The following is a 23,224-nucleotide window of genomic DNA, read 5'->3' as shown; positions in this document are numbered from 1 at the left end:
AAAGTTACGAGGGGGAAGAACATGAATCGGAACATCAAATTGCTTTGGGCTGCTGATGCAACTTCTATATTTGGCACGGCTATATATACTTTGGCACTGACATTGTTGTCTTTTGAATTTACAGATTCCGTTTTTGGAGCAGGAGCCATCCTTTTCACCTCTATCATACCCTACTTTTTCATCGGTATTTTTGCAGGCGTTATTAGCGATCGTGTTGATCGCAAAAAACTTATGATTTTATCTGATATTTTGCGTGGGATTTTATCGCTGTCCATACCAATCGCATATGATTTAAATATATTAACGATACAACAAATAGTTATTGTCAGCTTTTTAATTACAACGCTAAGAGCCTTTTTTCATCCGGCAAATCAAGCAAGTGTACCTTTGCTCGTAGATGACATGAAAGATCTTAACAAAGTAAATTCATATATAGGCTCCACTCAGAATTTAGGAATGATGCTGGGTCCAACACTTGGCGGGATCCTATTAATATTTAACTTTAATGTTTCACAGCTCTTATATATTGACAGTTTAACCTATTTCTTATCAGCTTTATTTATATACTTTATAAAATTCCCTGAAACTGAAAATGACACTGGGAGTCATAAAACTTCGATTTTAACAGATGCATGGAATGGCATTAAATTTATTAGTATTGAAAATAAACCCATAGCAATTATAATGATTGCTTTTGCAACTCAATTGTTAGTTGGGGTTGGTGTAACACAATTGGGGATTCCCAAAATTTTAAGTGCTATAGATATTTCAAGTGACAGTATGTTTGGTTATATATTATCGGTTATCGCCCTTGCATCTACTATTGCTTCATTTTGGTTGGCATCCAGGAAGGTCAAAAGGCCAGTAATCTGGATTTTTACGGGATATGGTATAAGAGGGATCGCTTTTTTTCTTTTAGGTATTGCAAGTGGAATAGAGAGCATTATTATAGCAGCGGTCATAATTGGTTTTGGCAGTACAATTTCTGGCACAACTATGACTACATTATTACAAGTGATGACTCCAAATAATATGTTAGGAAAGGTGATGGCAGTAAGATCTAGTATAGGCAACATTGCGGATGCTTTTGCATTCTTAATCGTTGGAGGTATATTGTCAGTATCTTCGTTATTGGTAGCTTTTACGATTATAGCTATTTACGTTTTTGCTACCACCGGTTTACTTTCATATTTTTGGTACAGAAGTATCAATAAAAATTCATCACCACAAGCTGTTTATGAATCGAGTCATTTTTAAATAATTTAAAGAAATGGGGTTATATCGTGTTTAAAGTATTGTTGATATCTGGAAGTCCAGCTAAACCTGCACATACTACCTCCTTAGTTAAAGAGGTAGGGTTACAGCTGCAAAAAAAAGGTTGTCAAATTACTATATGGGATTTGCGGGAAAGACCTCTTCCTTTTGTTGATCCAAATTATCATCATCATCCAGAAAGAAATCCAAATCCAGTAGTAAAAGATTTTGTAAAACTTGCCGTAGAAGCTGATTCTTTTGTTCTTGGGTCACCAAACTATCATAATTCTTATTCTGGTATTTTAAAAAATGCATTAGATATATTAAATATGGATAACTTCAATGGTAAACCCGTGGGTCTTGTTGCAAATGGTGGGGGAATAAGGAGTACTCAACCTTTAGATCATTTGCGAATTGTAGTTCGGGGTTTGCTGGGATTAGCTATTCCAATGCAAATTGCAGCTTGCAAAAGTGATTTTACTTTACAAGGAGAATCCTATATCATTAATTCAAGTGATATAAATAACCGTATAGATGCTTTTACTAACCAGTTAATAAATTATATGGAGAAACTAAATCATAAATCATACATAAAATAATTAACATTGAATAGAAGGAAAAGCACGGAATGTAGATTCGTGCTTTTTTATTCTTTTCATGGTTTTAAAAAACCTTTTTGATGTTTTTCGGAAATAAAGAAAGTGAATGCATACTAATAGCACTCACTTTCATAGAGTCTCATATTTCCATCGTCATAAACACACTATTAGGATCCTCTGAGTAATCTGCAAACGGCTTACAATATAGGAACCCGAAACTTGCATAAAGTCTTCGGGCTGGTTCAAAAGCCTCCATTGAACCGGTCTCCAAACTAACCCGTTTATAGCCGCGACGCTTAGCCTCATCTAGAATATGCTGAAGCATCCGTCTGGCAATACCTTTTCTCAAATGCGCAGAAGCCGTACGCATCGACTTAATCTCTCCATGGTAAGGATTGAGTTCTTTAAGTGCACCGCATCCAACTAATTGATTTCCTTCCCATGCGCTCCAAAATGTAATTTCTGGCCTTTTTAATTTTTCAAGATCTAATGCATGGACACTTTCCGGCGGAGAAATCATCCTCATATTAGTAAGATGCTCATTCAGCAATTCAGCTACTTCACTTCCAGTTAAATCATCTACTTTTATTTCCATCTTAATCCTCCATAATATAGATCTAATTATTCGCCCCATCTTCTTGGACTCCAAATGGTTCCTTCCATTTCCCCTTCCATTTGGTCAATCCGTTTCCTTTGTTCTTTTATGATATCCTGTGTGGCTTTCATGAGAGTACGAACATTATAGCTATTGGTATTATCATAAATACGCTGTAATTCTTGCAGAATCCATTCTTCATTTTCCAAAGATGATAGCACCTCCGATCAATCTAGTGTTGAAAGGACAAATTCTAGACTTTGAATAACTGTCTGGCTCTAGTCGCAAGACTAAATGCGGTGCACCTGCGCCATAGCTTATTTGAAGATGATTACCTTCAGCTCGGTGCGAAGCTGCATGTAGTATTTTCGAGATGTTATTCTTGAAGTGATTGAAATTAGTTGCTTCGCTGATACATTTGGTCTAATACAATTTTGAGCCCGTCAATATGATTTCGATTTTCTTCGATTAGTTCGATTGCATAGTTAATTGTATTGGCATCATTAGATTCTAAAGTTGCTTGTGCAGCTTTTAATTGATCAATCAGCCATTTCTCTCTTGCTGCTAAGCTGTTGTTGTTTTCCATCGTGAGCATCTGCCAATATTGAATTAATGTGTCCATTTTTTGATCCTCTTCCATATAGGCAAATTGGAAAATGGTAAATGGCCGGAGATATTTCATTCCTGTTTTATGAGCCATTGCCTGAAAAGGCCGAGTCAATTCACTGATTGTAAATTGCTCGTCACCGCCCGACTGGTATTCTCTTTCCTGGACACCAATCATTAAGACTAAGCCAAATTCTTTTCCCGTTAGAGCCTTTCCTCTTGTCCCATAAGCAAAGCCTTCTTCTAACACCACGTCCTGCCAATGTTTTAAAAGAGGAGGGGAGCTATACCAATAAAACGGGAACTGAAAAAGAATCCGATCATGCTGTTTTAATAATTCTTGTTCTCTGCTCACGTCAATGTTCCAGTCAGGGTAGACACCTTCTAAATGGTGTACCGTAACGTCTTCACGGTTCTTAATAGAACTCAAAAAATACTGCTGGCTGCCGGAATCTATGAGATTTGGATGGGATACAATCAATAAGGTTTTCAAGTTTGGACCTCCTTGTAATCCTAAAAAACATCCTGGTTAATAGCGACAGGATGTTTTTACTTGTTCTCGTTGATTAATTTCAAGTCTATCACATTCATTTTTACCTTTACACTACCACAATAATCGTAATCAAAGGAAGTGAAACATAGGGACGGTTCTAGTGTTTCATTTAAAATCGATATTCACTTGCATCTGCTGCAATGGTGTTCACCGTTGTAGCGACTTCGAATCCAGTGATTGAAACAAGTGGAACGTCCCCTTGTATTATTGAGGAGATTTAACTTTCAAACACTTTAATATATCTAGAATGGTTTGTAAGTGCATACCTTCATGGAAGATTGTCCGAACTAGAACTTGTTCAATTGTGTGCATCCCCATTTCTGTAGGGGGATATTCTATTTCCAGTCGGTCACCATACGTCTCTTTTATATGAGCGGGCTGTTTTCTTAACAGCTCTTTTAGTTCAAAGAATGTAGGTGTTTCTGCGGTGAAGTTAGCTGGGGATGTCCCAAATCCAAACCATGTATTGTACTCTTTCGGTACATCCGTGTCTTTCGTTAAGGTGTGGATCCATAAATACTGATCCAAGTAAATATGGCCCATGTTCCAGCGGATGTTATTATGGAACCCTTGTGGTACGACTTCCGCTTCCTCTTCTGAGATACTGTCTAAAACGTCTAAAATATAGCTTCGGTAGGTCTCCAGTTGTGTAAATAATATTTCGTGTCGTTTTTGCAAATTAATTCCCCCTTTTTGTTACAGAGGATGTATTCGATATGTGAAATTTTCTTCCCTGCCTAGATTACATATATTTACTGAACAAGTATAAAAAGCAGTCGACATCTTCATTTTTCCTTTGAGCCTTTTCGTATAGTAAGCTTCTACATAAACTGCACTAATTAGCGCTCTGGGAGATGTTTGGGGTTTTTATTTTATAGTTCTATAATCCTAGGTTTATAGACATATAATAAAGTATAATTATTTTTAGTGGAATGTAAATTCTGAATATTTTTAATCTTAATATAGGAGTAATTGACTATAGGAGGAATGAACATGAGTATGAAACAAAAAATATGTTTGGTGTATGTCCGTTTGATTTCTATATTATTTATTATTCAGGCAAGCTTTGGTATTTTTCAAAAACTTTATGAAGGCCGAACAGACGATTTAGTTCACAATATCCTTCATGCATTAATAGGAATAATCGGGGCTCTTTCGAGTTTTGGAGAAAATAAATTTGTAAAATCTAGAAAATTTTTATTAGGTTTAAGTTTGTTTTATTTCTGCCTAGGTTTAATAGGGTGGTTCTGGCCGAATCCTTTTGGTTTGATTCCACTAGGAGTAGCCGATAATATTTTTCATGTTTTAGTAGGTTTGTTGTCTTTCGCAGTTTACTTAACACTGGGAGAAAGGAAAACAGGGAGGAAAAATGAATGGTAACCAGGATTATATTATGGGTCTTATTATCTGGAATTGGTATATACTTCATATCCTTACCTGATACGGGCCCGCGCTTAATCACCTTTAGTAAAGCACATGGACCTGGGATTGTAGATAGTTTAGGAATCTTATTGGTTATCTTAGGTTGGCTGATTTTAGTGTTAGGAATATGGGGAAGCAGAAAAGAAATCCTTCAGTATAAAGGTTCGAAAACATTTAGTGCAGTTTTAATCATAATCGGCTTGGCAAATGGCATGATCTTTGCTTCAGTTTTTTCAGATTTTACTTTATGGTGGGCAGTTGGGATTGTTATTCTTCTGTTGGTGCATCTATGGTGTATATCTATAATTCTCAGAAGGGTGAAATAGTAGGGTAAAAGTAAGTAACAGTCTAGTGAGTATAAATAAGGGTTTATCCATTGCAGGATAAACCCTTTTCTAAGTTATTAAAATTACTCAACAGGTGAAAGTTCACTTTCAGTAACCCATTTATGATTTTTGACTTTTTCGCCGCCATCAGTAGGTGTGTAATCTACCATATACACGGTCATTTGCTCAGCAGAGTCGATTACGGCCGTTGCCCCCTCCATACCCTCCATATGAGCAGCTTCGAGAATCACTTCATCTCCGGGTTTAAATGGTTCTTCTCCTGCATCCTGAATCTCTTCATGAATGACCCATTTATGCTTCTCAACTTTTTCGCCGCCAGTAGTAGGAGTGTAAGAGACAGCATAGACGGTTGTATCATAGGCACCAACAATCGTTGCAGTGGCACCCTTCATTCCTTCCATATGATCAGTCTCGAGAATTGCCTGGCTTCCCACTTCATAGGTAGGATTTTCAGCTTCTTGTAAACCTTCAGGAACTTCACCCGAGCTGGAATGGTTCATTTCGCCGTGGTCACCATGATCAGCTCCTTTACTTTCATCTGTGTTTTCCATTTCACTATGGTCCATACTTTCATCATCAGTGTTCGCACAAGCTCCCAGGAATAAGAGTAGAGCAATCATAAATGATAGTTTCACTATGTTTTTTAACACATAGATTTCCTCCTTTGTTGTTTGAAAATAGCATATAAAGAAAATGTGCAGAAAATATGGAGAAGCTTGAAAAGAACCAAAATATGACTGCAATAATCTGTTTATCCATTTACTGTTTTTTTATCCTTTATGGGGTAAATTGAATTTTCTCTAAAAAAAATTTGAATTAAAAAAACGTTATATCAAATCTGTAAGGATAAGATATAACGTATTTTTGAATTTTTATGACTCTAGAATCTGATACAACTCACGGAGTTCCTTGATTTCATAGGTGGGGATTATATCAGTATGGTTCGGCTTTTTCGTAGGATTAAACCAGCACGTATCCATACCTGATAAATAGCCGCCTTTAATATCGGAAGTTAAGGAATCGCCAATTATTAAACCCTGTTCTGCAGAAAACTCAGGAATTCGTGCAAAGACATAATCAAAGAACTCCTTCATCGGTTTTTGATAGCCGGTATCCTCCGATACAAAAATATCTTTAAACAATGGATGCAGTCCGGAATTTGTTAAGCGTTTATATTGAGTTTGGGAAACTCCATTGGTTACAACGTATAAATCAAAGTGATTTTGTAATTTTGAAATTAACTCCAGTGCCCCGTCTATCAGCTGATGACCCTCCTCTAAGTAACGGCGATAGTTCTTTTCTATTTCAGCCCCATCAACCTCTAAACCGTATTCCTTAAATAAAAGGGAAAAGCGGGTATTGATCACTTCATCCCGATCTATTTTCCCTTCTTCATAGGCTTTCCAAAGCGCTTGGTTTATTTTTTGATAATTCGCTTTGATCTCAGGAGATAACTGTAAATTTTGATCTTTGAAAAGCGATTGCAAGGCTGCGTCTTCAGCCGCTTCAAAATCAAGTAAAGTATCGTCCAAATCAAAAAATAAAGTTTTGTATTTTTTCATAGGTTTCCTCTCCGTTTTGAGTTTGTTATCTAGTATATCAGACTATTAGGCATTGGTATTTTTAAATTTACATGAAATGGTATGACTAAAAATGAATGAATTTGAAAGAAAATGATTGAATTGTGAAACCGCTTAAGTTAATATTGTAACGGAGATACGGTTCGAATAAGCGGTATGATTATTTTTCGTAGACATAAAGATTTTGATTGAAATTGACTGTTTTGAAAGAGTTTCAGAAAAATTTTGGAGGAATTACGATGCTAACGGAAGAAAGACATCGGATTATTCTAGAGCTGTTAGAGACAAAAAAAATAGTAAGAATCCAGGAATTAGTTGAAGTTCTGTCTTCTTCAGAGTCGACAATCCGGCGTGATTTAAGTCAATTGGAGAGAAAGAAAAAGTTAAAACGTGTACATGGAGGAGCTTCTTTATTAAATCAGAAGAAAGAAGAGCTAAGTATTGATGAAAAGTTAACGAAAAATCTGGAAGAGAAAGACCGGATTGCGAAATATGCCGCTACGCTGATAAAAGATGGAGATTGTATCTATTTGGATGCAGGTACCACAATAAATCAAATGATCCCTTACATTTCTGCTCATGACTTAACGGTCGTAACGAATGGATTAACTCATTTGGAGCAGCTGTTAGCTAAGAATATAAATACCTATTTGGTTGGCGGGTGCATAAAGCAAAAAACTAGAGCACTCATTGGCCATGGTGCGATCGATAGTTTAAATAAATATAGATTTGATAAGATTTTTTTAGGAGTTAATGGTATCCATGTTGATTACGGGTATACAACTCCCGACCCGGAAGAGGCAGCGGTAAAAGCGACCGCCATCAACTTGGGTCAAAATGTTTTTGTTCTTGCAGATCACACTAAATTTCACGAGGTTACATTTTCGAAAGTGGCAGATTTAGAAGAGGCAACCATCATAACCAATGAGACAGACCCCGAAACGATTGAAGAGTTTCGGAAAAAAACAAACATCGAGGTAGTGACAGAATGATTTATACATGTACGTTAAATCCATCTATTGATTATAAAATCGGAGCCAATGAACTACACATTGGGAAGTTAAACCGTCCAGAGACGACGGCCTTTTACCCTGGAGGGAAAGGAATCAATGTTTCCTTAGTTTTAAAGAACTTAGGTATCGATAGTATAGCACTTGGATTTGTTGGCGGTTTCACAGGAGAGTTTTTGAAAGACTGCCTAAAAAAGAGAGGAGTACTGTTTGATTTTATTGAGCATAATGAACCAACTAGGATCAATGTTAAAATAAAAACAAATTTAGAAGAAACAGAGATTAATGGGAATGGTGTCTATATTTCCAAAGAAGCAGAAGATGCATTTTTATTAAAAATTAATAGCTTGACTAAAAATGATTATTTAATCATTTCAGGCAGCATTCCTTCTTCGGTTTCCGACCATACCTATGAAGAGATAGCAGCAATCTGCAAGAAAAGAGAGGTGCCTTTTATTGCAGATATTTCCGAATCTTCTTTGCTAGATCTTTTAAAATATCGCCCGTTTTTAATCAAGCCGAACCAATATGAACTAGGTGAGCTTCTTGGGATTGAAATCCATTCTAAAGAGGAAGCGATAAAGGCTGGAAAAGAATTGCTCGGAAGGGGTGCCGAAAATGTCATCGTATCAATGGGCGGAAATGGAGCTATTTTTATAAATCATGAAATAATGGCTTATGCGAAAGTACCTAAGGGTGATGTCAGAAGCTCTGTTGGTGCTGGTGACTCCACTGTAGCAGGCTTCCTTGCTTCTTATTTGAATAATAAGGACGTGATCGCAGCATTTCGTTATGGGGCAGCCTCAGGCACTGCAACTGCATTTTCGATGGATTTATGTAAACAGGATGAAGTGGAAAGCATACTCCCGCAAATAGAGATTGAAATCATACATTAAGGAGTCAAAAGGATGAAGATTACTGAATTGCTAAAGAAAGATACGATTGTATTAGATTTAAAGTCTAGTACCAAACTGGCTGTTATTGATGAATTGGCCGATGTTCTTGATTCAGCTGGGAGATTAGCAGATAAAGAGAAATTTAAAGAGGAAATCTTAGCGAGAGAAGCTCAAAGCACGACAGGAATCGGAGAGGGGATTGCAATCCCTCATGCAAAAACCAGTGCTGTTAAAGTACCGTCGATTGCATTTGGAAGATCACGGGCGGGAGTGGACTATGAAGCTCTAGACAATCAGCCAAGCCACTTATTTTTTATGATTGCAGCCAGTGAAGGCGCAAATAGTGATCATCTAGAAACGTTGGCTAGATTGTCCTCAATGCTTATGGATCTGTCATTTAGACAGCAGTTACTCGACGCTAAAACAGCAGAGGATGTTCTCTCAGCGATAGACGAAAAAGAAAAGGAAAGATTAGCGGAGGAGAGCAGGGATTCTGAAGGGCTGAACGGTAAAAAAATTCTTGCCGTAACGGCTTGTCCAACCGGAATTGCTCATACGTATATGGCGGCTGATGCCTTAAAGGCAAAGGCGAATGAATTAGGTGTCAACATAAAGGTAGAGACACGCGGCTCTGGCGGTGCAAAAAATGTCCTGACAGCTGACGAGATAAAGGAAGCAGATGCTATTATTGTTGCTGCTGATACAAAGGTAGATATGGATCGCTTTAAAGGGAAAAAAGTGATCCAGACAGGAGTGGCTGATGGAATCCGCAGACCGCAGGAATTAATTGAAAAAGCACTTAGTGACAATGCTCCCATTTATAGAGGCGGGGAGGATAAGTCAGAAGACGAATCAGCGGGTGGCAGTTCAACTGGCCAGCATGCATTTTATAAGCATCTGATGAATGGTGTATCACATATGCTCCCATTCGTTGTGGGCGGAGGTATATTAATCGCCATCGGATTTATTTTTGGTATTACGTCTCATTTACCTGGGGATGAAAATTATAACCGATTTGCAGAGGCGTTAAATACGATTGGCGGCGGTAATGCATTTGGATTAATGGTTCCGGTTTTAGCTGGGTTTATTGCGATGAGTATAGCGGATCGGCCGGGTTTAGCTCCAGGTATGGTCGGCGGATTTATGGCAGCGCAAGGCGGATCTGGATTTTTAGGCGGTTTAATTGCAGGTTTTCTAGCGGGTTATGTAGTGATTCTGCTAAAAAAAGTATTACAAGGCTTACCGAAGTCATTAGAAGGTATTAAAACTATTTTGCTTTACCCAGTGTTGGCTATGTTTATTACTGGGATGGTAATGTTTTTTGTAGTGGATAAGCCAGTAGCCGCATTTAACACGGCACTTGGCGGATGGTTAGCCGGAATGGGAACAACCAATGCAGTTATTTTGGGATTGATTCTTGGCGGTATGATGGCGATCGACATGGGTGGTCCGATTAATAAAGCTGCCTATACTTTTGGTATAGCAATGATTGCAGATGGGGTTTTAACACCACATGCGGCGATTATGGCTGGAGGAATGGTTCCGCCGCTAGGAATTGCATTAGCAACAACATTTTTCCGCAGAAAATTCACAAAGCAAGAAAGGGAAGCAGGAAAAACAAATTATATTATGGGTGCATCATTTATCACGGAGGGTGCAATTCCTTTTGCAGCCGCTGACCCTGGTCGCGTAATTCCTTCCATTGTTGTCGGTTCAGCAGTGGCTGGTGCCCTATCTATGCTTTTCGAAATTGGATTGCCAGCCCCACACGGCGGTATATTTGTTATACCTTTGATCGAAGGGAACCCATTCTTATACGTTCTCGCAATTTTAATAGGAGCAGTCATTACGGCAATCCTGTTAGGCGTTTTAAAAAAGGAAGTTAAATAGATTATGAGCAGAGGCACAGCGCATATCAGGCTGTGTCTTTACTTTTGTTTCGGGATGCGGATTTACGGAATCTGTATTTTTGGTGGAACTCGATAAATCTTCTGTTTATAAGGCGAATAGCTGAGGATCTATCAGTCAAAATATGGTTCTATCGGTGAAAATCGTTTTTTACGAGTCAAGATCCTGTTCTATGGGTCAAAATCAGGTGTCTATCGGTCAAATAAGCGATTCTATCGGTCTCATCCGATATTCTATCAATCAAAGTAAATTTCTTCGGGTCAGAATCTTGGTTTATAAGTCTAAACTAGGTTCTATAAATCAAAATCCTGTCCTATCGGTCAAAATCTGTCTCGATAGTTAAAATCTTTATTATAAGCTAAATAAGGATTAATTTTGATATAATAGCGTAACTAAAAGGTGAGGAGAGTTTTCATTTTGCGTTCAATTCGAAAATTGTATCAGTTTTTTGTAGATATACCCATTGAAGCAGGGTCAACTTTAAATGATCGTTTTGAGGTTTTAAGAGTTCTGGGGACAGGCAGCTACGGCATTGTTTATCTTTGTAAAGATTTAAAGACCTTAGAGAATAAAGTCATTAAACAGCTTAGACCTAGTAAACGAAAGAAGAGAAGAGAAATAGAACTGTTTGAAAATGAAATTAAGGTTATGCGTTCCTTAAACCATCCCCGTGTACCAGCCGTTTATGAAACTTTTACAGGTAACGGGAACTATTTTTATGTAATGAGTTTTATAGAAGGGGACAATCTCGAAGATCTGATTTTTGAAAAGAAAAAAACCTTTAAAGAAAAAGAGTCTCTGCTTATTCTTGCTGAGCTGCTGGAAATCGTAAAAGAACTCCATTTCAATAGCATTTACCATCGGGATCTCCGCATTCCCAATATTATTATGAAAAAAAATCATCCATATTTAATCGATTTTGGTTTATCTAAGCGAGTATTGAACAATGAGCTAAATCAGCAAAAAATACAAGAGCTCAAGCAACAGGACTACTATGATCTTGGGGAAATACTTTTATATTTGCTTTATACGACGTACTCCTCCGAAAAGAAAAAAGCTCTTCCCTGGAAGGAAGAACTTTCATTAGAAAAAGAAACGGTTTTTCTGCTAAAAAGGCTATTAGGCACTAAAGAGACATACTCAAATAGCCGTGAAATATTAGTCGACCTTCGGGCTGCACTTAAAGCAGGACAACAAGATATCAACTAGGTAAAGGTAGATTAACTGCTGCTTCTGCCTTTTCTTTTATAGCGGTCGCTTCCGCTCATTGGGTATCGTTTATACCCGCGATGACTGCTGCTTCCTCGATGATAATGACCATGTCTTCTTTCACTGCTGCCATGAGACATTTGTTTCAGCTGTTTCAATATTTTTTTTAACATGCCTACCCTCATTTCATCTGGATTTTTTTTAGTTTAACACAGATAATGATCAAACCATAATGATTTATATATTGAATGAACTCACATTTTTATTTTCAAAATTCAAAAAGTGATTGACAGATGTTAAATTTTGGTGATACTATTTTCTCTCGTTCTATGAAAAGGGAGGGGAGAAGTTGATCCGTTTAGAAGGAATTAGTAAGACTTATAAGGTAGCAAAACGGACCTCGGGACTGTTGCAGGCAGCCAAATCACTTTTTTACCGGGAACGCACCATTATTCACGCACTTAATGATATTTCGTTCTCAATCCAATCTGGCGAGGTTGTAGGCTACATTGGTCCAAATGGGGCGGGGAAATCGACGACGATTAAGATTATGAGCGGAATCCTGATGCCGGATTCAGGAAATTGTACGATTATGGGCTATACTCCATGGAAAGAACGTGTTCCATTCGTCAGGAATATCGGGGTCGTATTTGGACAGCGATCACAATTATGGTGGGATGTTCCCGTAATCGATTCGTTTGAGTTGCTGCGTGAAATTTATAGAGTGCCAGAGGATGAGTATAAACATAACGTAGATTTGCTTGTTGAAGCACTAGAATTAGAGGCTTTTATCGATTCTCCTGTCAGACAGCTCAGTTTGGGACAGCGTATGCGCTGCGAAATTGCAGCCTCATTGCTACATAGTCCGAAGATTTTATTTTTAGATGAACCGACGATCGGACTCGATGCCGTTTCCAAAATAGCGGTTCGCGATTTTATCAAAAAAATAAATAAGGAAAAAGGGGTTACCGTGATTCTCACGACTCACGATATGAGTGACATTGAGGCTCTAGCTGATCGGGTAATCTTAATAGGAAAAGGAACGCTTTTATATGATGGCAGTATAGAAACATTACGTAAACGCTTTGGTAAGAATAAGACCATCACGGTTGACTATCAGGACAATCAAGTGTCTTTTCAAATTAAAGGTGCTACTGTACTCTCTTGGTCACCGCAGCGTGCGATTTTAAGTGTGGATACAAGCAGCCATTCTACCTCAGATATAATCGCCCAATTGTCGCAAAAGCTTGCACTAATTGATGTGAGTATTGAAGCAAGGCCGATTGAGGAAATGATTGTAGAGCTTTATAAGGAGTATCAAATATGAACGTATATTACTCTGTCTTAAAGTTGCGGCTGATGATTGGTTTGCAGTACCGGGCAGCTGCCCTCGCTGGAGTGGCAACCCAATTTTTCTGGGGTTTTATGTACATTATGATTTTTGAGGCGTTTTATGAAAATGCGATTGTTTCCCCGCCGATGTCATTAAAAGAGATTATCACCTATATTTGGCTGCAGCAGTCATTGCTTGCTTTTATCGCGTTATGGTTTCGGGATCAAGAGCTTTTTCAGTTGATTACGAGTGGAAATATTGCCTATGAACTTTGCCGCCCGTCTGATTTATATACATTCTGGTATGCCAAGCTTTTAGCTCAGCGTTTGTCGAGTGCTTTTCTTCGTTGTTTTCCAATTCTGATTGTGGCCTTTTTGCTGCCTTGGCCATACAACATGACTTTTCCTCCAAGTCTGACATCCGGTCTGTTATTTGTGTTATCTGTTACATTTGGACTGCTTCTTCTTGTCGCTATTTCTATGATTATTTATATATCCGTGTTCATCACGATGTCTCCTATTGGTTCTCTGTTGGTGTTTGGCGTGGCCGGGGAATTTTTTGCAGGCTTAATTATCCCGCTGCCGCTGATGCCAGACTGGCTGCAATCGATTGCTTACGCACTGCCCTTTCACTTTACAGCTGATTTTCCTTTTCGTGTCTATTCCGGACATATTCCGCAAGATGAGGCAATCCAAGGAATCATGTTTCAATTGATTTGGCTGTTGGTTTTGTTGATCTTCGGCAGAATGGCGATGCGACATGTATTGAAACGGGTTGTTGTACAAGGGGGGTAGAATAAGATTGAGTCTCTATTTCTATTATTTACAAATTCTATTTAAATCCCAAATGCAGTACCGTACCTCATTCTGGCTGTTATCTATTGGTCAATTTTTTATTCCATTTTCAGTTTTCGCCGGGCTCTATTTTTTGTTTGAGCAGTTTGGACAAATTAAAGGCTGGCAATTCTTTGAGGTGGCTCTTTGTTTCGCGATCATTCATATGGCATTTTCGATTAGTGAGTGCTTTGCGCGCGGATTTGATTCTTTCTCCAATTTAGTCGTGAATGGCGATTTTGACCGATTGCTTGTCCGTCCCAGGAGTACGGTCGTTCAAGTATTGGGATCGAAATTTGAGTTTACAAGAGTCGGGAGGCTCCTGCAAAGTATTATAGTTTTAATTTGGGCTTTAGCAAATTTAACCATTGACTGGAGTATAATGAAGGTTCTCACTCTATGCTTTATGGTGATAAGCGGGGTCTTGATTTTCACGGGGATTTACATACTGGCTGCAACCTTGTGCTTTTGGACGATTCAGGGTTTAGAGGTTACGAACATTTTTACCGACGGAGGAAGAGAGATGGCGCAATATCCGCTTAATATTTATCAAAAGTGGATCGCAAAATTTTTCACATACGTTATTCCCTTTGGCACTGTTAACTATATTCCGCTTCTTTATCTCCTTGGTAAAACGGATGGGAACGACCTGATTTTTATGTTTACTCCTGTGCTTGGGTGTTTATTTATCATTCCATGTCTGTTGTTGTGGCATAAAGGTGTTAAGTATTATCGGTCCACCGGGTCATAATGACGATAAAGGTTTTAGTCCGATTATAAAAAAGTTTTTATTATAAAAAGAGGCAATCATCCCCGCTTAATTAGTGGGGACGACTGTCTTTTTGTTATGGGGCACGCCGCTCGTTACATTCACCGCGTGTTTTATATATAATTTTTCGGATGCTTTCGATGGACAAATTGTACTTTTGCTCTAATTTCTCAAAGGACCATCCATCACTGTATAATTGATAAATTTCTTCGTTTCTTCGAGCAAGTAATCGACGGGAACCGTTCACTTCGCCCCATCCCGCTCGCTGATTGTTTTGCTTAGGGATATAAATCAGTTCGCCTTGAATATGCTTCTGTACTTCTTTCAGCAAGCTAGGAGGGAACACCTCTTTTCCATTTTTGTATTGCAAAATTTACGTCCTCCTTATTCAGGTGTACGTGAAAAAACAATTTCGCATGTTTCATGTTTCATGTCTCTCCTTTCGCTCGTAAATTGATCGTACAGTTTACAAAAATGTGTAGGCATAACACATATTTATAGTATAAGTGGAATTTGTACTTGCGGGAAGTCATAATGTTCAGAAAATATTAGAGACCGCTTTGCAGCGGTCCCATACCATGAGATTCCGACTAAGCGGAAATCACCTCATATTTTGTGATCAACTTCAATCAGCCTCCTTTCGCCAATTTCTGTCGGTCCGACACCTTTATTAACTCACAGAATCACCAGTGTAAACAAGTGAAGAAATAATTATAATCATTTTTTACCTAGCTTTTATTCATATTTCATCTGATTTTAATGAAACAGGACTAAAGTCTTATTTAATTTTGGCAACATTGCAAGTGACAAAATGCTCATTTCTTTAAATTGAAACCGTTTTACATCAGATTTATCATTAAGTTGTACGATAGTGTCCAGCCTCTTTAGATAGTTATGCAATTGAAAAGAAAGGAGCAATACGTATGTCAAAAGTAACAGAGACTCCAAAGTCTGATTTTCGTGTAAAGATTCAGCGCTTTGGCAGTTATTTGAGCGGCATGATTATGCCAAATATCGGTGCGTTTATTGCATGGGGACTTATAACGGCATTATTTATTCCTACTGGATGGTTTCCAAATGAAGAATTAGGTCAGCTTGTTGATCCAATGATTAAATTTCTGCTGCCATTATTGATTGGTTATACAGGCGGTAAAATGATATATGAAGGCCGCGGTGGAGTAGTTGGGGCTACCGCAACAATGGGAGTAATTGTCGGATCCGATATCCCGATGTTCCTCGGGGCTATGATAATGGGACCGCTTGGAGGCTGGTTAATCAAAAAGGTAGACCAATTTATTCAGCCGAAGGTTAAACAAGGCTTTGAGATGTTAGTGAATAACTTTTCAGCAGGGATTCTTGCTGCTGTTTTAACGATCATTGCCTTTTGGGCAATTGGTCCGGTTGTTGAAGGATTGAACCAGGTTCTAGCAGCAGGGGTTGAAGTCATTGTAAACGCAGGCTTACTGCCGCTAGCTAATATTTTCATAGAACCGGCAAAAGTTTTATTCCTAAACAATGCCATTAACCATGGAATTTTAAGTCCGCTTGGTGCGGAGCAAGCATCAGATACAGGAAAATCTATTCTGTTTTTACTTGAAACAAACCCTGGACCAGGTCTTGGTATCTTGCTTGCTTTCATGTTTTTTGGAAAAGGCACAGCGAAACAAACATCTCCAGGAGCTGCCATTATCCACTTCTTCGGTGGTATTCATGAGATTTACTTCCCTTATATTTTAATGAAGCCGCTATTAATTTTGGCTGCGATCGCAGGTGGAGTCAGCGGTGTGTTCACCTTTACATTATTCAATGTAGGATTAGTGGCACCTCCATCACCAGGAAGTATCTTTGCATTGATGGCGATGACTCCAAAAGGCGGAGGCCACTTAGGGGTGCTATTTGGAGTTCTTGTTGCTGCAGCTGTTTCCTTTGCGATTGCTTCTCTGATTTTAAAAACAAGTAAGCAAGACGAGGAAGAGGATATAACTAACGCTGCAGCTAAAATGCAAGAGATGAAGGGTAAAAAGAGTTCTGTAGCTGAAACCTTTGAAGCACCAAAAGCAAATGAAAACAAAACATTCGATGCTAAAAATGTAAAGAAAATTATCTTTGCTTGTGATGCAGGAATGGGTTCAAGTGCGATGGGAGCTTCTATTCTTAGAAATAAAGCGCAAAAAGCCGGTTTAAATATTGATATTACGAATACTGCCATCAGCAATATCCCTGATGATGCCGATATTGTGATTACGCATAAAGACCTAACACCAAGGGCAAAAGAAAAATTACCAACAGCTCATCATATTTCTGTTGATAACTTCTTAAATAGTCCGAAGTATGATGAACTGATAGAAAATCTAAAATAATTTTTACTGGCGAGGCTAACTCTAAATAATGGAGTTAGCCTCGTTCATTTTAATTTTGGCAACAATTGAGATGACGAAATTATAAATACATTTCCTTGTGATTTAGAGAAACTGGTTTTATTATAGGGTTGACAAAACTAAAAAGTAATTTAATTTTGTCAACAAGTTTCTTGTAATAGGCCATTATGTGGAGTGGATTCGATGTATATCTCTGCGAGAGAGCGAAAGATATTGGAGCTTTTATTGAATCATCACGAAGAAATGACCGTTAAGGATTTGGCAAATGAACTAGCAGTTAGCCCTCGTACTGTTCATCGCGATTTAAAAGGGGTAGAGGAAATTCTGCAAGAGAATGGACTAGAGCTTAATAAGAAATCTGGAATCGGTATTCAGATTACAGGAAATCAGGAGGATCGAGAAAAATTACGGCTTTTCCTATTTCATTTATCTCATCATGAATATACACCAGAAGAGAGACAAACCTTTGTCTTGTCCGCATTATTAGATGCAAACGAGCCTGTGAAGCTGCTGGCATTAGCTAATGAACTTAACGTGACAATTGCAACGATTAGTCATGACTTAAATAAAATTGAAGAGCAAGTTGAGCCATTTGGGCTAAGTTTATTAAGAAAACGAGGATATGGTGTAGAGATAATAGGGAAAGAATCAGCTAAGCGGAAAGCGATGAGCAAGCTGATTATGGAACATATAGAGGAATCTGAGCTTCTTTCTATTTTAAAAGAGACCATCCAAAAAAAGTCCGCCCAAACAGAGGATACGATTACAGATCGACTGCTTGGGCTAGTCGACAAAAAGAAGCTTCTGATTATTGAAAAACAAATAGAAAATATTAAAGATGATCTTCCTTATTCACTTGCAGACAGCTCTTATATTGGGCTCGTCGTTCATTTAGCCTTAGCTATCGAACGAATACAGCACGGGGAAGAAATTCATTTTGACCAAGATTTCCTTGAAGGTCTGAAAGATACAAAGGAATTCAAGGTTGCCAAAAAGATTGTGGCCAATCTTGAGGAGGTCTTTCGAATTCATATCTCTCCAGGGGAAATAGGCTATATCACAATGCATTTATTGGGGGCAAAGCTACGCACCGATCACGATGAATTATTTGAGGAATTGAGTATCCAAGTCGGATATTCCGCACAAAAACTGATTCAATTTGTTAGTGAAGAAATTGGTTTTGATTTAACGAGAAATATATCCTTATTTCAAGGATTGGTTGCCCATTTGAGGCCAGCCTTATATCGGATAAAACAGAACATGGGTATATCAAATCCTCTACTTCCTAGAATTGAGCAGGAGTATCAGGAAATGTTTTTAATCCTGGAAAAGGCAGTAAAAGTAATTTTTCCGGATTTAGAAGTGCCTAAAGAGGAAATTGGTTATTTAGTGATGCATTTTGCTTCAGCTTTATTAAATAAAGAGCAAGATACCCAACATAACATATTGGTTGTGTGCTCAAGCGGGATTGGGACTTCGAAAATCCTTTCAACTAAGTTAAAGCAAGAAATACAGGGGCTTAAGACAGTAAATGCCTCTTTGTTTGATTTAGAAAAGATTAATGTGAAGGATTTTGATGCAATCGTTTCAACGGTTCCCTTAAAAGATTTAAAAGAGGATTATTTGGTCGTAAGTCCGCTTTTATCCGAGGAAGAGATCAATAAAATTAAAAGGCTGTTACTTACAAAACGCCCCTTCTCTAACTTGAAGAAAAACGCTAGAGCTGACTTGCACCCCGTTGACCGCGGTTATTTTCTGGAACAATTACAAAAGACAAGAAACTATTCAATGGCTATATATGAGATTTTGAGCAATTTTGCTGTTTATCATGCGGAGGCTGTGTCTGTTGAAAGTGCATTAAATGAAGTATGTCACTCTCTTTATAAACAAAATGCGGTATATGATATCAACAAGGTTATTGAAGATCTTTTAAGACGGGAACATATAGGTGGACTAGGGATTCCGGGAACGTCCTTAGCTTTGTATCATACGAAAAGTGAATACGTTCAAGTACCGTGCTTTACCATGTGCAGGCTCAAACATCCTATATCGGTAAAATCGATGGATGGAACTCAAATACTAATGAATACGATGCTTCTTTTGCTTTCACCCAAAGAAGCAAATGAAGAAACATTAGAAATATTAAGTTCGATTAGTTCCCTTATTATTAGGGATGAACAATCAATCCAGATGTTTCAGTCAGGTCAAGATGAAGAACTGGCTGATTTTTTAGGAGCAGAACTAAAAGCAATTTATCAAGAAAAAGTAAAATAAAGGAGTGCGCAGGTATGACAAACCCAATCTTTACGAAAGAAAATATCATCCTTAATGCAAGCTTTTCGAATAAAGAAGAAGCAATCAGAAGTACAGGTCAAATCTTAGTAAATCAAGGGTACGTAGAACCAGAATACATCGAAAAAATGATGGAAAGAGAAGAATTAACTTCAACCTATATGGGGAATTTTGTGGCAATTCCTCACGGTACGGAGGATGCGAAAAAATCAGTGAAGTCTTCAGGGATATCCCTGATTCAGGTTCCGGACGGGGTCGATTTCGGCGGCGGTAATATTGTGAAAGTGTTAATCGGAATTGCCGGTAAAGACGGAGAACACTTAGAGATTTTATCAAAAATCGCGATTGTTTGTTCGGAGGAAGAAAATATTGAAAAAATAGTCGAAGCAAAGACAGCTGACGAAATTTTAAGCCTATTCAATGAGGTGAATTAAATGCTTGCAGTTCATTTTGGAGCAGGGAACATCGGCAGAGGATTTATTGGAAGTCTTTTATCCAATGCAGGCTACCAGGTGTGCTTTGTAGACGTAAATGCAGAGATTGTAAATTTAATTAATGAAAAACAAGAATACCGTGTTGTGCTAGCTGATGAAAAAAGTCAAGAAACAATCGTTAAAAATGTAAAAGCGATTAATAGCATACAGAATCCAGAGGCTGTGCTGGATGCCATAGCAGCTGCTGACATTGTGACCACAGCAGTGGGTCCTAATGTACTGGCGATTATTTCAGAGCTTATTGCATATGGTTTAAGAAAAAGGCTAGAACAAACGGACAAGCCTCTTAATGTGATTGCCTGTGAAAACATGATTGGGGGCAGTGCTTTTCTTAAGGAAAAAGTATATGAAAAATTGTCTGAAGCTGAAAAGCAACAGTTCGATCAATATTTTGCTTTTCCAAATGCGGCAGTAGATCGGATCGTTCCTAATCAAAGTAATGAAGACAAATTAATGGTATCTGTTGAACCGTTTTATGAATGGGTTGTCGACCAGTCCCAGATGGTGGGGGAAATTCCCGATATTGAAGGCGTAACCTTTGTGAATGACTTAAAACCTTATATTGAAAGAAAGCTGTTTACTGTTAACACAGGCCACGCTGTTGCAGCTTATTTAGGATTTCAAGCAGGTTTAAAGACAATCAAGGATGCAATGGAGGATTCAGAGGTAACACAAACAGTTCAAGAAGCTCTAAAGGAATCAGGTTCTGTTTTGGTGAAAAAATATAGCTTTGATTATGATGAACATATGAAATATGTGAAAAAAATTATTGCGAGGTTTACGAATCCTTATATAAACGATGAAATACCTCGAGTAGCAAGAGGTCCTATTCGTAAGCTTGGACCAAATGACCGTTTGGTGGGGCCAGCTGTACAATATTATGAATACCTAGAAGGACAGCCTGTACACTTAGCGAAAGGGATCGCAGCTGCTCTTCAATACGATTTTTCTCAAGATGAGGAAGCTGTCAAATTGCAAGAGAAAGTGAAAGAAAAGGGATATGAGGGGACGCTAGAAGAAGTTTGCGGCCTTACACATGAGCATCCTCTCAGATCACTAGTTTTGGAGCAAATTAAATAAATTCATTAAATCCGCATGGTGAAAGCACTGATGATCTAGATACTAATAGATTGTCAGTGTTTTTTGTATAGATCTGGTCTAATATACTCAGATACCCTTTGATATTTAGCTCTTTAAATATGATCAAGTAGATCTCTATAGAACTGTCTTAAGTATTGTTTTAAAATGATTGGCTCTATTATTTTTATTGATTTTCCATAGCTAGCAAGATATTTAATCATAAAATTCAGTTCATCTGGCTCATATGTCCCAACCATATACGTATTTTCCATCTCTCGGACTAACTTCATTGATGGATAATGTTCCTGTTGAAATCGCTCAATCCCTGTTTGACTCATAAGACATTTAAATGGAACCGCTTTTTCAGATGGCTTCCAAAGTGAATGAGCATTTTGTATAGTAATGTCCTTTAGCTCCTTTAATGGTTGAATTTCCGTTCTTTCAACTGATGTCATCCGGTCACAACGGAAAACACGGTACACTTTTTTATCCATATCGTAAGCCTGGCAATACCAATATCCTTTCATGGCATAAATAGCGATGGGATGAATGTGACGTGTGCTCTTCTTGTGAGTATGTTGATACGTTATTTTTAATACGATATTTTGAACAGCCGCCAATAATAAAATTTCTAAATGGGTACTATCTTTGATTTGTTCAGTATGTCGAAAGGATACTCTATTTTGCATTCTCTCTATTTCCTGTCTTTGATTATCCGATAAAGCGTTAATAAATTTTTCATGAATGGAACGAAAAAAAATTTGAAAGGGTAAAGTTGAAAAGCTGTGAAGTGCTTGCAAGGCAAAATAAAGGGCGTAAATTTCCTGACTAGTAAATGAAATGGGAGGCAGTTGCATCTGATTAAGCAGACGATAACCTCCGTATCGGCCATATTCTGTATAAAGGGGCGCCCCCAATTCCTCTAATGAAGCGATGTCTCTTAATGCCGTTCTTTTTGAGATTTGAAATTCCTGCATTAAATCTTGGAGGGTAAAGTGTTGTTTTTGATTGATGAAGCGGAGCATTTGATTCAGACGTTCCGATTTTTTCATAAAAATACCCCTTAATGGTGCCTCTTTTTGTCACCTTTAGTCACTATACTTAAAAGTGTAATCAATAATGATAAAGGAGGCAACAACATGAGTTTTGAAGTGATCCCATTTTTATCTTTGAATGGGGAAGGCAGTGAGGCTATTGGTTTTTATGAAAAATATTTAGGTGCTAACGTACTCTTTAAGAAAACTTATAAAGAAATGAAGGAAATGGATCCTAACTTCCATTATAAAGAAGGACAAGAAGAATATTTTACCCATTCTGTCTTGGAAATAGGTGAGAATAAAGTCATGATTGCAGAAGAAGGAATGGACCATTCGCGACCTTGGCAATTAGGGAACAGCTTTTCATTGTGCATTCAATCGAAAGATAAAAAAGTGATTGGTGAGCTGTATGATTCTCTTATCCAACATGAAAAGGTTACAGTTTTGGTCCCATTCAAAGCAAATGTGTTTAGTCCTGTATATGGAATTGTACGAGATCCGTTTGGAATCGTTATACAGCTTTGTGTTACCATGCATGATTTTTAAAACTAGTTCCAGTTAATGTAGAAAAAGAAGTAATCATCCACACTAGGTTAGTAGGGGACGATTACTTCTTTTTATTATGGAGCAATCCGCTCTTTTAATTCGCCGCGTGTCTTGTATATAACTTTCCGAATGCTTTCGTGGGTTTATACTGTAAATACGGGTGGCGAAGGTAGATCTCTCGCAAAAAAACTCTTGTTTTTTACTAAAAAGAGGATTAATTTTTATGGTGGTCGGAACGAGGATCCGCTTCGGTCCTTGATGTACGGTTTTTCATCCAAATAGCGGAACGAGGATCCGCCTTCCTCACATAATGAATCCTCATTCCGTTATTCAAGATAAAATCCTCGTTTGGAGGATAGTTTCGGTTCCTGGTTCCGCTATTTGCCTTTTTAACCTGCATTTTTGATTGATTTTGCAGTTTTAACGGAACGAGGATCCGCTTCGGTCCTTGATGTACGGTTTTTCATCCAAATAGCGGAACGA

At 38.0% G+C, this 23,224-nt stretch carries 25 protein-coding genes; 16 read left to right on the top strand and 9 right to left on the bottom strand.

The features are described 5' to 3' along the window. Nucleotides 1–21: 21 nt before the first annotated feature. Together MLE14_RS14135 and MLE14_RS14130 are read left to right on the top strand one after the other, a co-directional pair. Complete coding sequence (locus MLE14_RS14135; RefSeq protein ID WP_243299060.1) at nucleotides 22–1,257, top strand: MFS transporter; 1,236 nt, start codon at nucleotides 22–24, stop codon at nucleotides 1,255–1,257. Nucleotides 1,258–1,283: 26 nt separating this feature from the next. After that, nucleotides 1,284–1,853 carry an NADPH-dependent FMN reductase gene (locus tag MLE14_RS14130; protein ID WP_243299059.1) on the top strand — a complete coding sequence of 190 codons (570 nt, stop codon included), beginning with the start codon at nucleotides 1,284–1,286 and terminating at the stop codon, nucleotides 1,851–1,853. 139 nt (nucleotides 1,854–1,992) lie between these two features. On the opposite strand, the gene MLE14_RS14125 is transcribed toward MLE14_RS14130, so the two are convergent. From MLE14_RS14125 to MLE14_RS14110, 4 genes are all read right to left on the bottom strand, one after another. Then, the gene (locus MLE14_RS14125; protein ID WP_243299058.1) at nucleotides 1,993–2,448 is read right to left on the bottom strand and encodes a GNAT family N-acetyltransferase; all 456 of its coding nucleotides are present in this window, start codon (nucleotides 2,446–2,448) and stop codon (nucleotides 1,993–1,995) included. A 26-nt stretch (nucleotides 2,449–2,474) separates the two neighbouring features. Continuing rightward, nucleotides 2,475–2,657 carry a hypothetical protein gene (locus MLE14_RS14120; RefSeq protein WP_243299057.1) on the bottom strand — a complete coding sequence of 61 codons (183 nt, stop codon included), beginning with the start codon at nucleotides 2,655–2,657 and terminating at the stop codon, nucleotides 2,475–2,477. A gap of 188 nt (nucleotides 2,658–2,845) precedes the next feature. Beyond that, entirely contained in the window at nucleotides 2,846–3,547 is a 702-nt protein-coding gene (locus MLE14_RS14115; RefSeq protein ID WP_243299056.1) for an NAD(P)H-dependent oxidoreductase, read from the bottom strand. Between the two features lie 264 nt (nucleotides 3,548–3,811). Next, a complete protein-coding gene (locus MLE14_RS14110; protein ID WP_243299055.1) occupies nucleotides 3,812–4,285 on the bottom strand; it encodes a DinB family protein in 474 nt (157 codons plus the stop codon). A gap of 315 nt (nucleotides 4,286–4,600) precedes the next feature. Here MLE14_RS14110 and MLE14_RS14105 point away from each other — a divergent pair, with 315 nt between their 5' ends. Both MLE14_RS14105 and MLE14_RS14100 read left to right on the top strand, forming a co-directional pair. After that, the gene (locus MLE14_RS14105; protein WP_243299054.1) at nucleotides 4,601–4,987 is read left to right on the top strand and encodes a DUF4383 domain-containing protein; all 387 of its coding nucleotides are present in this window, start codon (nucleotides 4,601–4,603) and stop codon (nucleotides 4,985–4,987) included. Further along, a complete protein-coding gene (locus tag MLE14_RS14100; RefSeq protein ID WP_243299053.1) occupies nucleotides 4,981–5,355 on the top strand; it encodes a hypothetical protein in 375 nt (124 codons plus the stop codon). Before MLE14_RS14105 ends, MLE14_RS14100 begins: the two co-directional genes overlap by 7 nt. A gap of 83 nt (nucleotides 5,356–5,438) precedes the next feature. On the opposite strand, the gene MLE14_RS14095 is transcribed toward MLE14_RS14100, so the two are convergent. Then, entirely contained in the window at nucleotides 5,439–6,026 is a 588-nt protein-coding gene (locus tag MLE14_RS14095) for a YdhK family protein (RefSeq protein WP_390628897.1), read from the bottom strand. Nucleotides 6,027–6,248: 222 nt separating this feature from the next. Continuing rightward, entirely contained in the window at nucleotides 6,249–6,938 is a 690-nt protein-coding gene (locus MLE14_RS14090) for a YjjG family noncanonical pyrimidine nucleotidase (protein ID WP_243299051.1), read from the bottom strand. A 257-nt stretch (nucleotides 6,939–7,195) separates the two neighbouring features. On the opposite strand from MLE14_RS14090, the gene MLE14_RS14085 reads away from it, so the two are divergent. The 4 genes from MLE14_RS14085 (at nucleotide 7,196) to MLE14_RS14070 (ending at nucleotide 11,979) form a co-directional block, all read left to right on the top strand. Further along, nucleotides 7,196–7,948: a DeoR/GlpR family DNA-binding transcription regulator gene (locus MLE14_RS14085; protein ID WP_243299050.1), complete on the top strand. Its 753-nt coding sequence runs from the start codon at nucleotides 7,196–7,198 to the stop codon at nucleotides 7,946–7,948. Continuing rightward, nucleotides 7,945–8,862 (top strand): 1-phosphofructokinase, encoded by a 918-nt coding sequence (gene pfkB / locus MLE14_RS14080; protein ID WP_243299049.1) that lies wholly within the window; start codon nucleotides 7,945–7,947, stop codon nucleotides 8,860–8,862. The genes MLE14_RS14085 and pfkB overlap by 4 nt, the downstream gene beginning before the upstream one ends. A gap of 12 nt (nucleotides 8,863–8,874) precedes the next feature. Beyond that, nucleotides 8,875–10,752, top strand: coding sequence for a PTS fructose transporter subunit IIABC (locus MLE14_RS14075; protein WP_243299048.1), 1,878 nt, complete (start codon nucleotides 8,875–8,877; stop codon nucleotides 10,750–10,752). Between the two features lie 435 nt (nucleotides 10,753–11,187). Then, nucleotides 11,188–11,979 carry a serine/threonine protein kinase gene (locus MLE14_RS14070; protein ID WP_243299047.1) on the top strand — a complete coding sequence of 264 codons (792 nt, stop codon included), beginning with the start codon at nucleotides 11,188–11,190 and terminating at the stop codon, nucleotides 11,977–11,979. A gap of 11 nt (nucleotides 11,980–11,990) precedes the next feature. Here the strand turns inward: MLE14_RS14070 and MLE14_RS14065 are convergent, their stop codons facing one another. Then, on the bottom strand, nucleotides 11,991–12,152 hold the full coding sequence (locus MLE14_RS14065) for a hypothetical protein (RefSeq protein WP_243299046.1): 162 nt from the start codon (nucleotides 12,150–12,152) through the stop codon (nucleotides 11,991–11,993). Between the two features lie 176 nt (nucleotides 12,153–12,328). On the opposite strand from MLE14_RS14065, the gene MLE14_RS14060 reads away from it, so the two are divergent. Genes MLE14_RS14060 through MLE14_RS14050 form a run of 3 tightly spaced genes read left to right on the top strand, consistent with a single transcriptional unit; the run spans nucleotide 12,329 to nucleotide 14,896 of the window. Further along, nucleotides 12,329–13,306, top strand: coding sequence for an ABC transporter ATP-binding protein (locus MLE14_RS14060; RefSeq protein WP_243299045.1), 978 nt, complete (start codon nucleotides 12,329–12,331; stop codon nucleotides 13,304–13,306). Next, nucleotides 13,303–14,106 carry an ABC transporter permease gene (locus MLE14_RS14055; RefSeq protein ID WP_243299044.1) on the top strand — a complete coding sequence of 268 codons (804 nt, stop codon included), beginning with the start codon at nucleotides 13,303–13,305 and terminating at the stop codon, nucleotides 14,104–14,106. Before MLE14_RS14060 ends, MLE14_RS14055 begins: the two co-directional genes overlap by 4 nt. Before the next feature lie 7 nt (nucleotides 14,107–14,113). Beyond that, a complete protein-coding gene (locus tag MLE14_RS14050; RefSeq protein ID WP_243299043.1) occupies nucleotides 14,114–14,896 on the top strand; it encodes an ABC transporter permease in 783 nt (260 codons plus the stop codon). A gap of 94 nt (nucleotides 14,897–14,990) precedes the next feature. Here MLE14_RS14050 and MLE14_RS14045 read toward each other — a convergent pair whose 3' ends face one another. Beyond that, complete coding sequence (locus MLE14_RS14045; protein ID WP_243299042.1) at nucleotides 14,991–15,284, bottom strand: CD3324 family protein; 294 nt, start codon at nucleotides 15,282–15,284, stop codon at nucleotides 14,991–14,993. A gap of 553 nt (nucleotides 15,285–15,837) precedes the next feature. On the opposite strand from MLE14_RS14045, the gene MLE14_RS14040 reads away from it, so the two are divergent. The 4 genes from MLE14_RS14040 (at nucleotide 15,838) to MLE14_RS14025 (ending at nucleotide 21,158) form a co-directional block, all read left to right on the top strand. Further along, nucleotides 15,838–17,274: a PTS mannitol transporter subunit IICB gene (locus MLE14_RS14040; RefSeq protein ID WP_243299041.1), complete on the top strand. Its 1,437-nt coding sequence runs from the start codon at nucleotides 15,838–15,840 to the stop codon at nucleotides 17,272–17,274. Nucleotides 17,275–17,475: 201 nt separating this feature from the next. Then, the gene (locus MLE14_RS14035; protein WP_243299040.1) at nucleotides 17,476–19,566 is read left to right on the top strand and encodes a BglG family transcription antiterminator; all 2,091 of its coding nucleotides are present in this window, start codon (nucleotides 17,476–17,478) and stop codon (nucleotides 19,564–19,566) included. Nucleotides 19,567–19,580: 14 nt separating this feature from the next. Then, complete coding sequence (locus MLE14_RS14030; protein WP_243299039.1) at nucleotides 19,581–20,018, top strand: PTS sugar transporter subunit IIA; 438 nt, start codon at nucleotides 19,581–19,583, stop codon at nucleotides 20,016–20,018. After that, on the top strand, nucleotides 20,019–21,158 hold the full coding sequence (locus MLE14_RS14025; protein ID WP_243299038.1) for a mannitol-1-phosphate 5-dehydrogenase: 1,140 nt from the start codon (nucleotides 20,019–20,021) through the stop codon (nucleotides 21,156–21,158). A gap of 113 nt (nucleotides 21,159–21,271) precedes the next feature. On the opposite strand, the gene MLE14_RS14020 is transcribed toward MLE14_RS14025, so the two are convergent. Next, nucleotides 21,272–22,210, bottom strand: a complete 939-nt coding sequence (locus tag MLE14_RS14020) for a helix-turn-helix transcriptional regulator (RefSeq protein WP_243299037.1) — start codon at nucleotides 22,208–22,210, stop codon at nucleotides 21,272–21,274. A gap of 87 nt (nucleotides 22,211–22,297) precedes the next feature. Between MLE14_RS14020 and MLE14_RS14015 the strand changes: the two genes are divergently transcribed. Continuing rightward, nucleotides 22,298–22,741: a VOC family protein gene (locus tag MLE14_RS14015; protein ID WP_243299036.1), complete on the top strand. Its 444-nt coding sequence runs from the start codon at nucleotides 22,298–22,300 to the stop codon at nucleotides 22,739–22,741. Nucleotides 22,742–23,224: the final 483 nt, after the last annotated feature.

Origin of the sequence: Bacillus litorisediminis (genome assembly GCF_022808645.1) — a bacterium.
Lineage (GTDB): Bacteria > Bacillota > Bacilli > Bacillales > JC228 > Bacillus_BF > Bacillus_BF litorisediminis.
Note: the sequence above shows the minus strand (reverse complement) of the source record. Positions and strands in the feature narration are given on the sequence as shown.

Excerpts from the sequence above, each read along its gene's own strand:
- MLE14_RS14135 (WP_243299060.1), top strand. The coding sequence starts at position 22 with ATGAATCGGAACATCAAATTGCTTTGGGCTGCTGATGCAACTTCTATA.
- MLE14_RS14125 (WP_243299058.1), bottom strand. The coding sequence starts at position 2,448 with ATGGAAATAAAAGTAGATGATTTAACTGGAAGTGAAGTAGCTGAATTG.
- MLE14_RS14105 (WP_243299054.1), top strand. The coding sequence starts at position 4,601 with ATGAGTATGAAACAAAAAATATGTTTGGTGTATGTCCGTTTGATTTCT.
- MLE14_RS14100 (WP_243299053.1), top strand. The coding sequence starts at position 4,981 with ATGGTAACCAGGATTATATTATGGGTCTTATTATCTGGAATTGGTATA.
- MLE14_RS14090 (WP_243299051.1), bottom strand. The coding sequence starts at position 6,938 with ATGAAAAAATACAAAACTTTATTTTTTGATTTGGACGATACTTTACTT.
- MLE14_RS14085 (WP_243299050.1), top strand. The coding sequence starts at position 7,196 with ATGCTAACGGAAGAAAGACATCGGATTATTCTAGAGCTGTTAGAGACA.
- pfkB (WP_243299049.1), top strand. The coding sequence starts at position 7,945 with ATGATTTATACATGTACGTTAAATCCATCTATTGATTATAAAATCGGA.
- MLE14_RS14075 (WP_243299048.1), top strand. The coding sequence starts at position 8,875 with ATGAAGATTACTGAATTGCTAAAGAAAGATACGATTGTATTAGATTTA.
- MLE14_RS14065 (WP_243299046.1), bottom strand. The coding sequence starts at position 12,152 with ATGTTAAAAAAAATATTGAAACAGCTGAAACAAATGTCTCATGGCAGC.
- MLE14_RS14055 (WP_243299044.1), top strand. The coding sequence starts at position 13,303 with ATGAACGTATATTACTCTGTCTTAAAGTTGCGGCTGATGATTGGTTTG.
- MLE14_RS14040 (WP_243299041.1), top strand. The coding sequence starts at position 15,838 with ATGTCAAAAGTAACAGAGACTCCAAAGTCTGATTTTCGTGTAAAGATT.
- MLE14_RS14035 (WP_243299040.1), top strand. The coding sequence starts at position 17,476 with ATGTATATCTCTGCGAGAGAGCGAAAGATATTGGAGCTTTTATTGAAT.
- MLE14_RS14030 (WP_243299039.1), top strand. The coding sequence starts at position 19,581 with ATGACAAACCCAATCTTTACGAAAGAAAATATCATCCTTAATGCAAGC.
- MLE14_RS14025 (WP_243299038.1), top strand. The coding sequence starts at position 20,019 with ATGCTTGCAGTTCATTTTGGAGCAGGGAACATCGGCAGAGGATTTATT.
- MLE14_RS14020 (WP_243299037.1), bottom strand. The coding sequence starts at position 22,210 with ATGAAAAAATCGGAACGTCTGAATCAAATGCTCCGCTTCATCAATCAA.
- MLE14_RS14015 (WP_243299036.1), top strand. The coding sequence starts at position 22,298 with ATGAGTTTTGAAGTGATCCCATTTTTATCTTTGAATGGGGAAGGCAGT.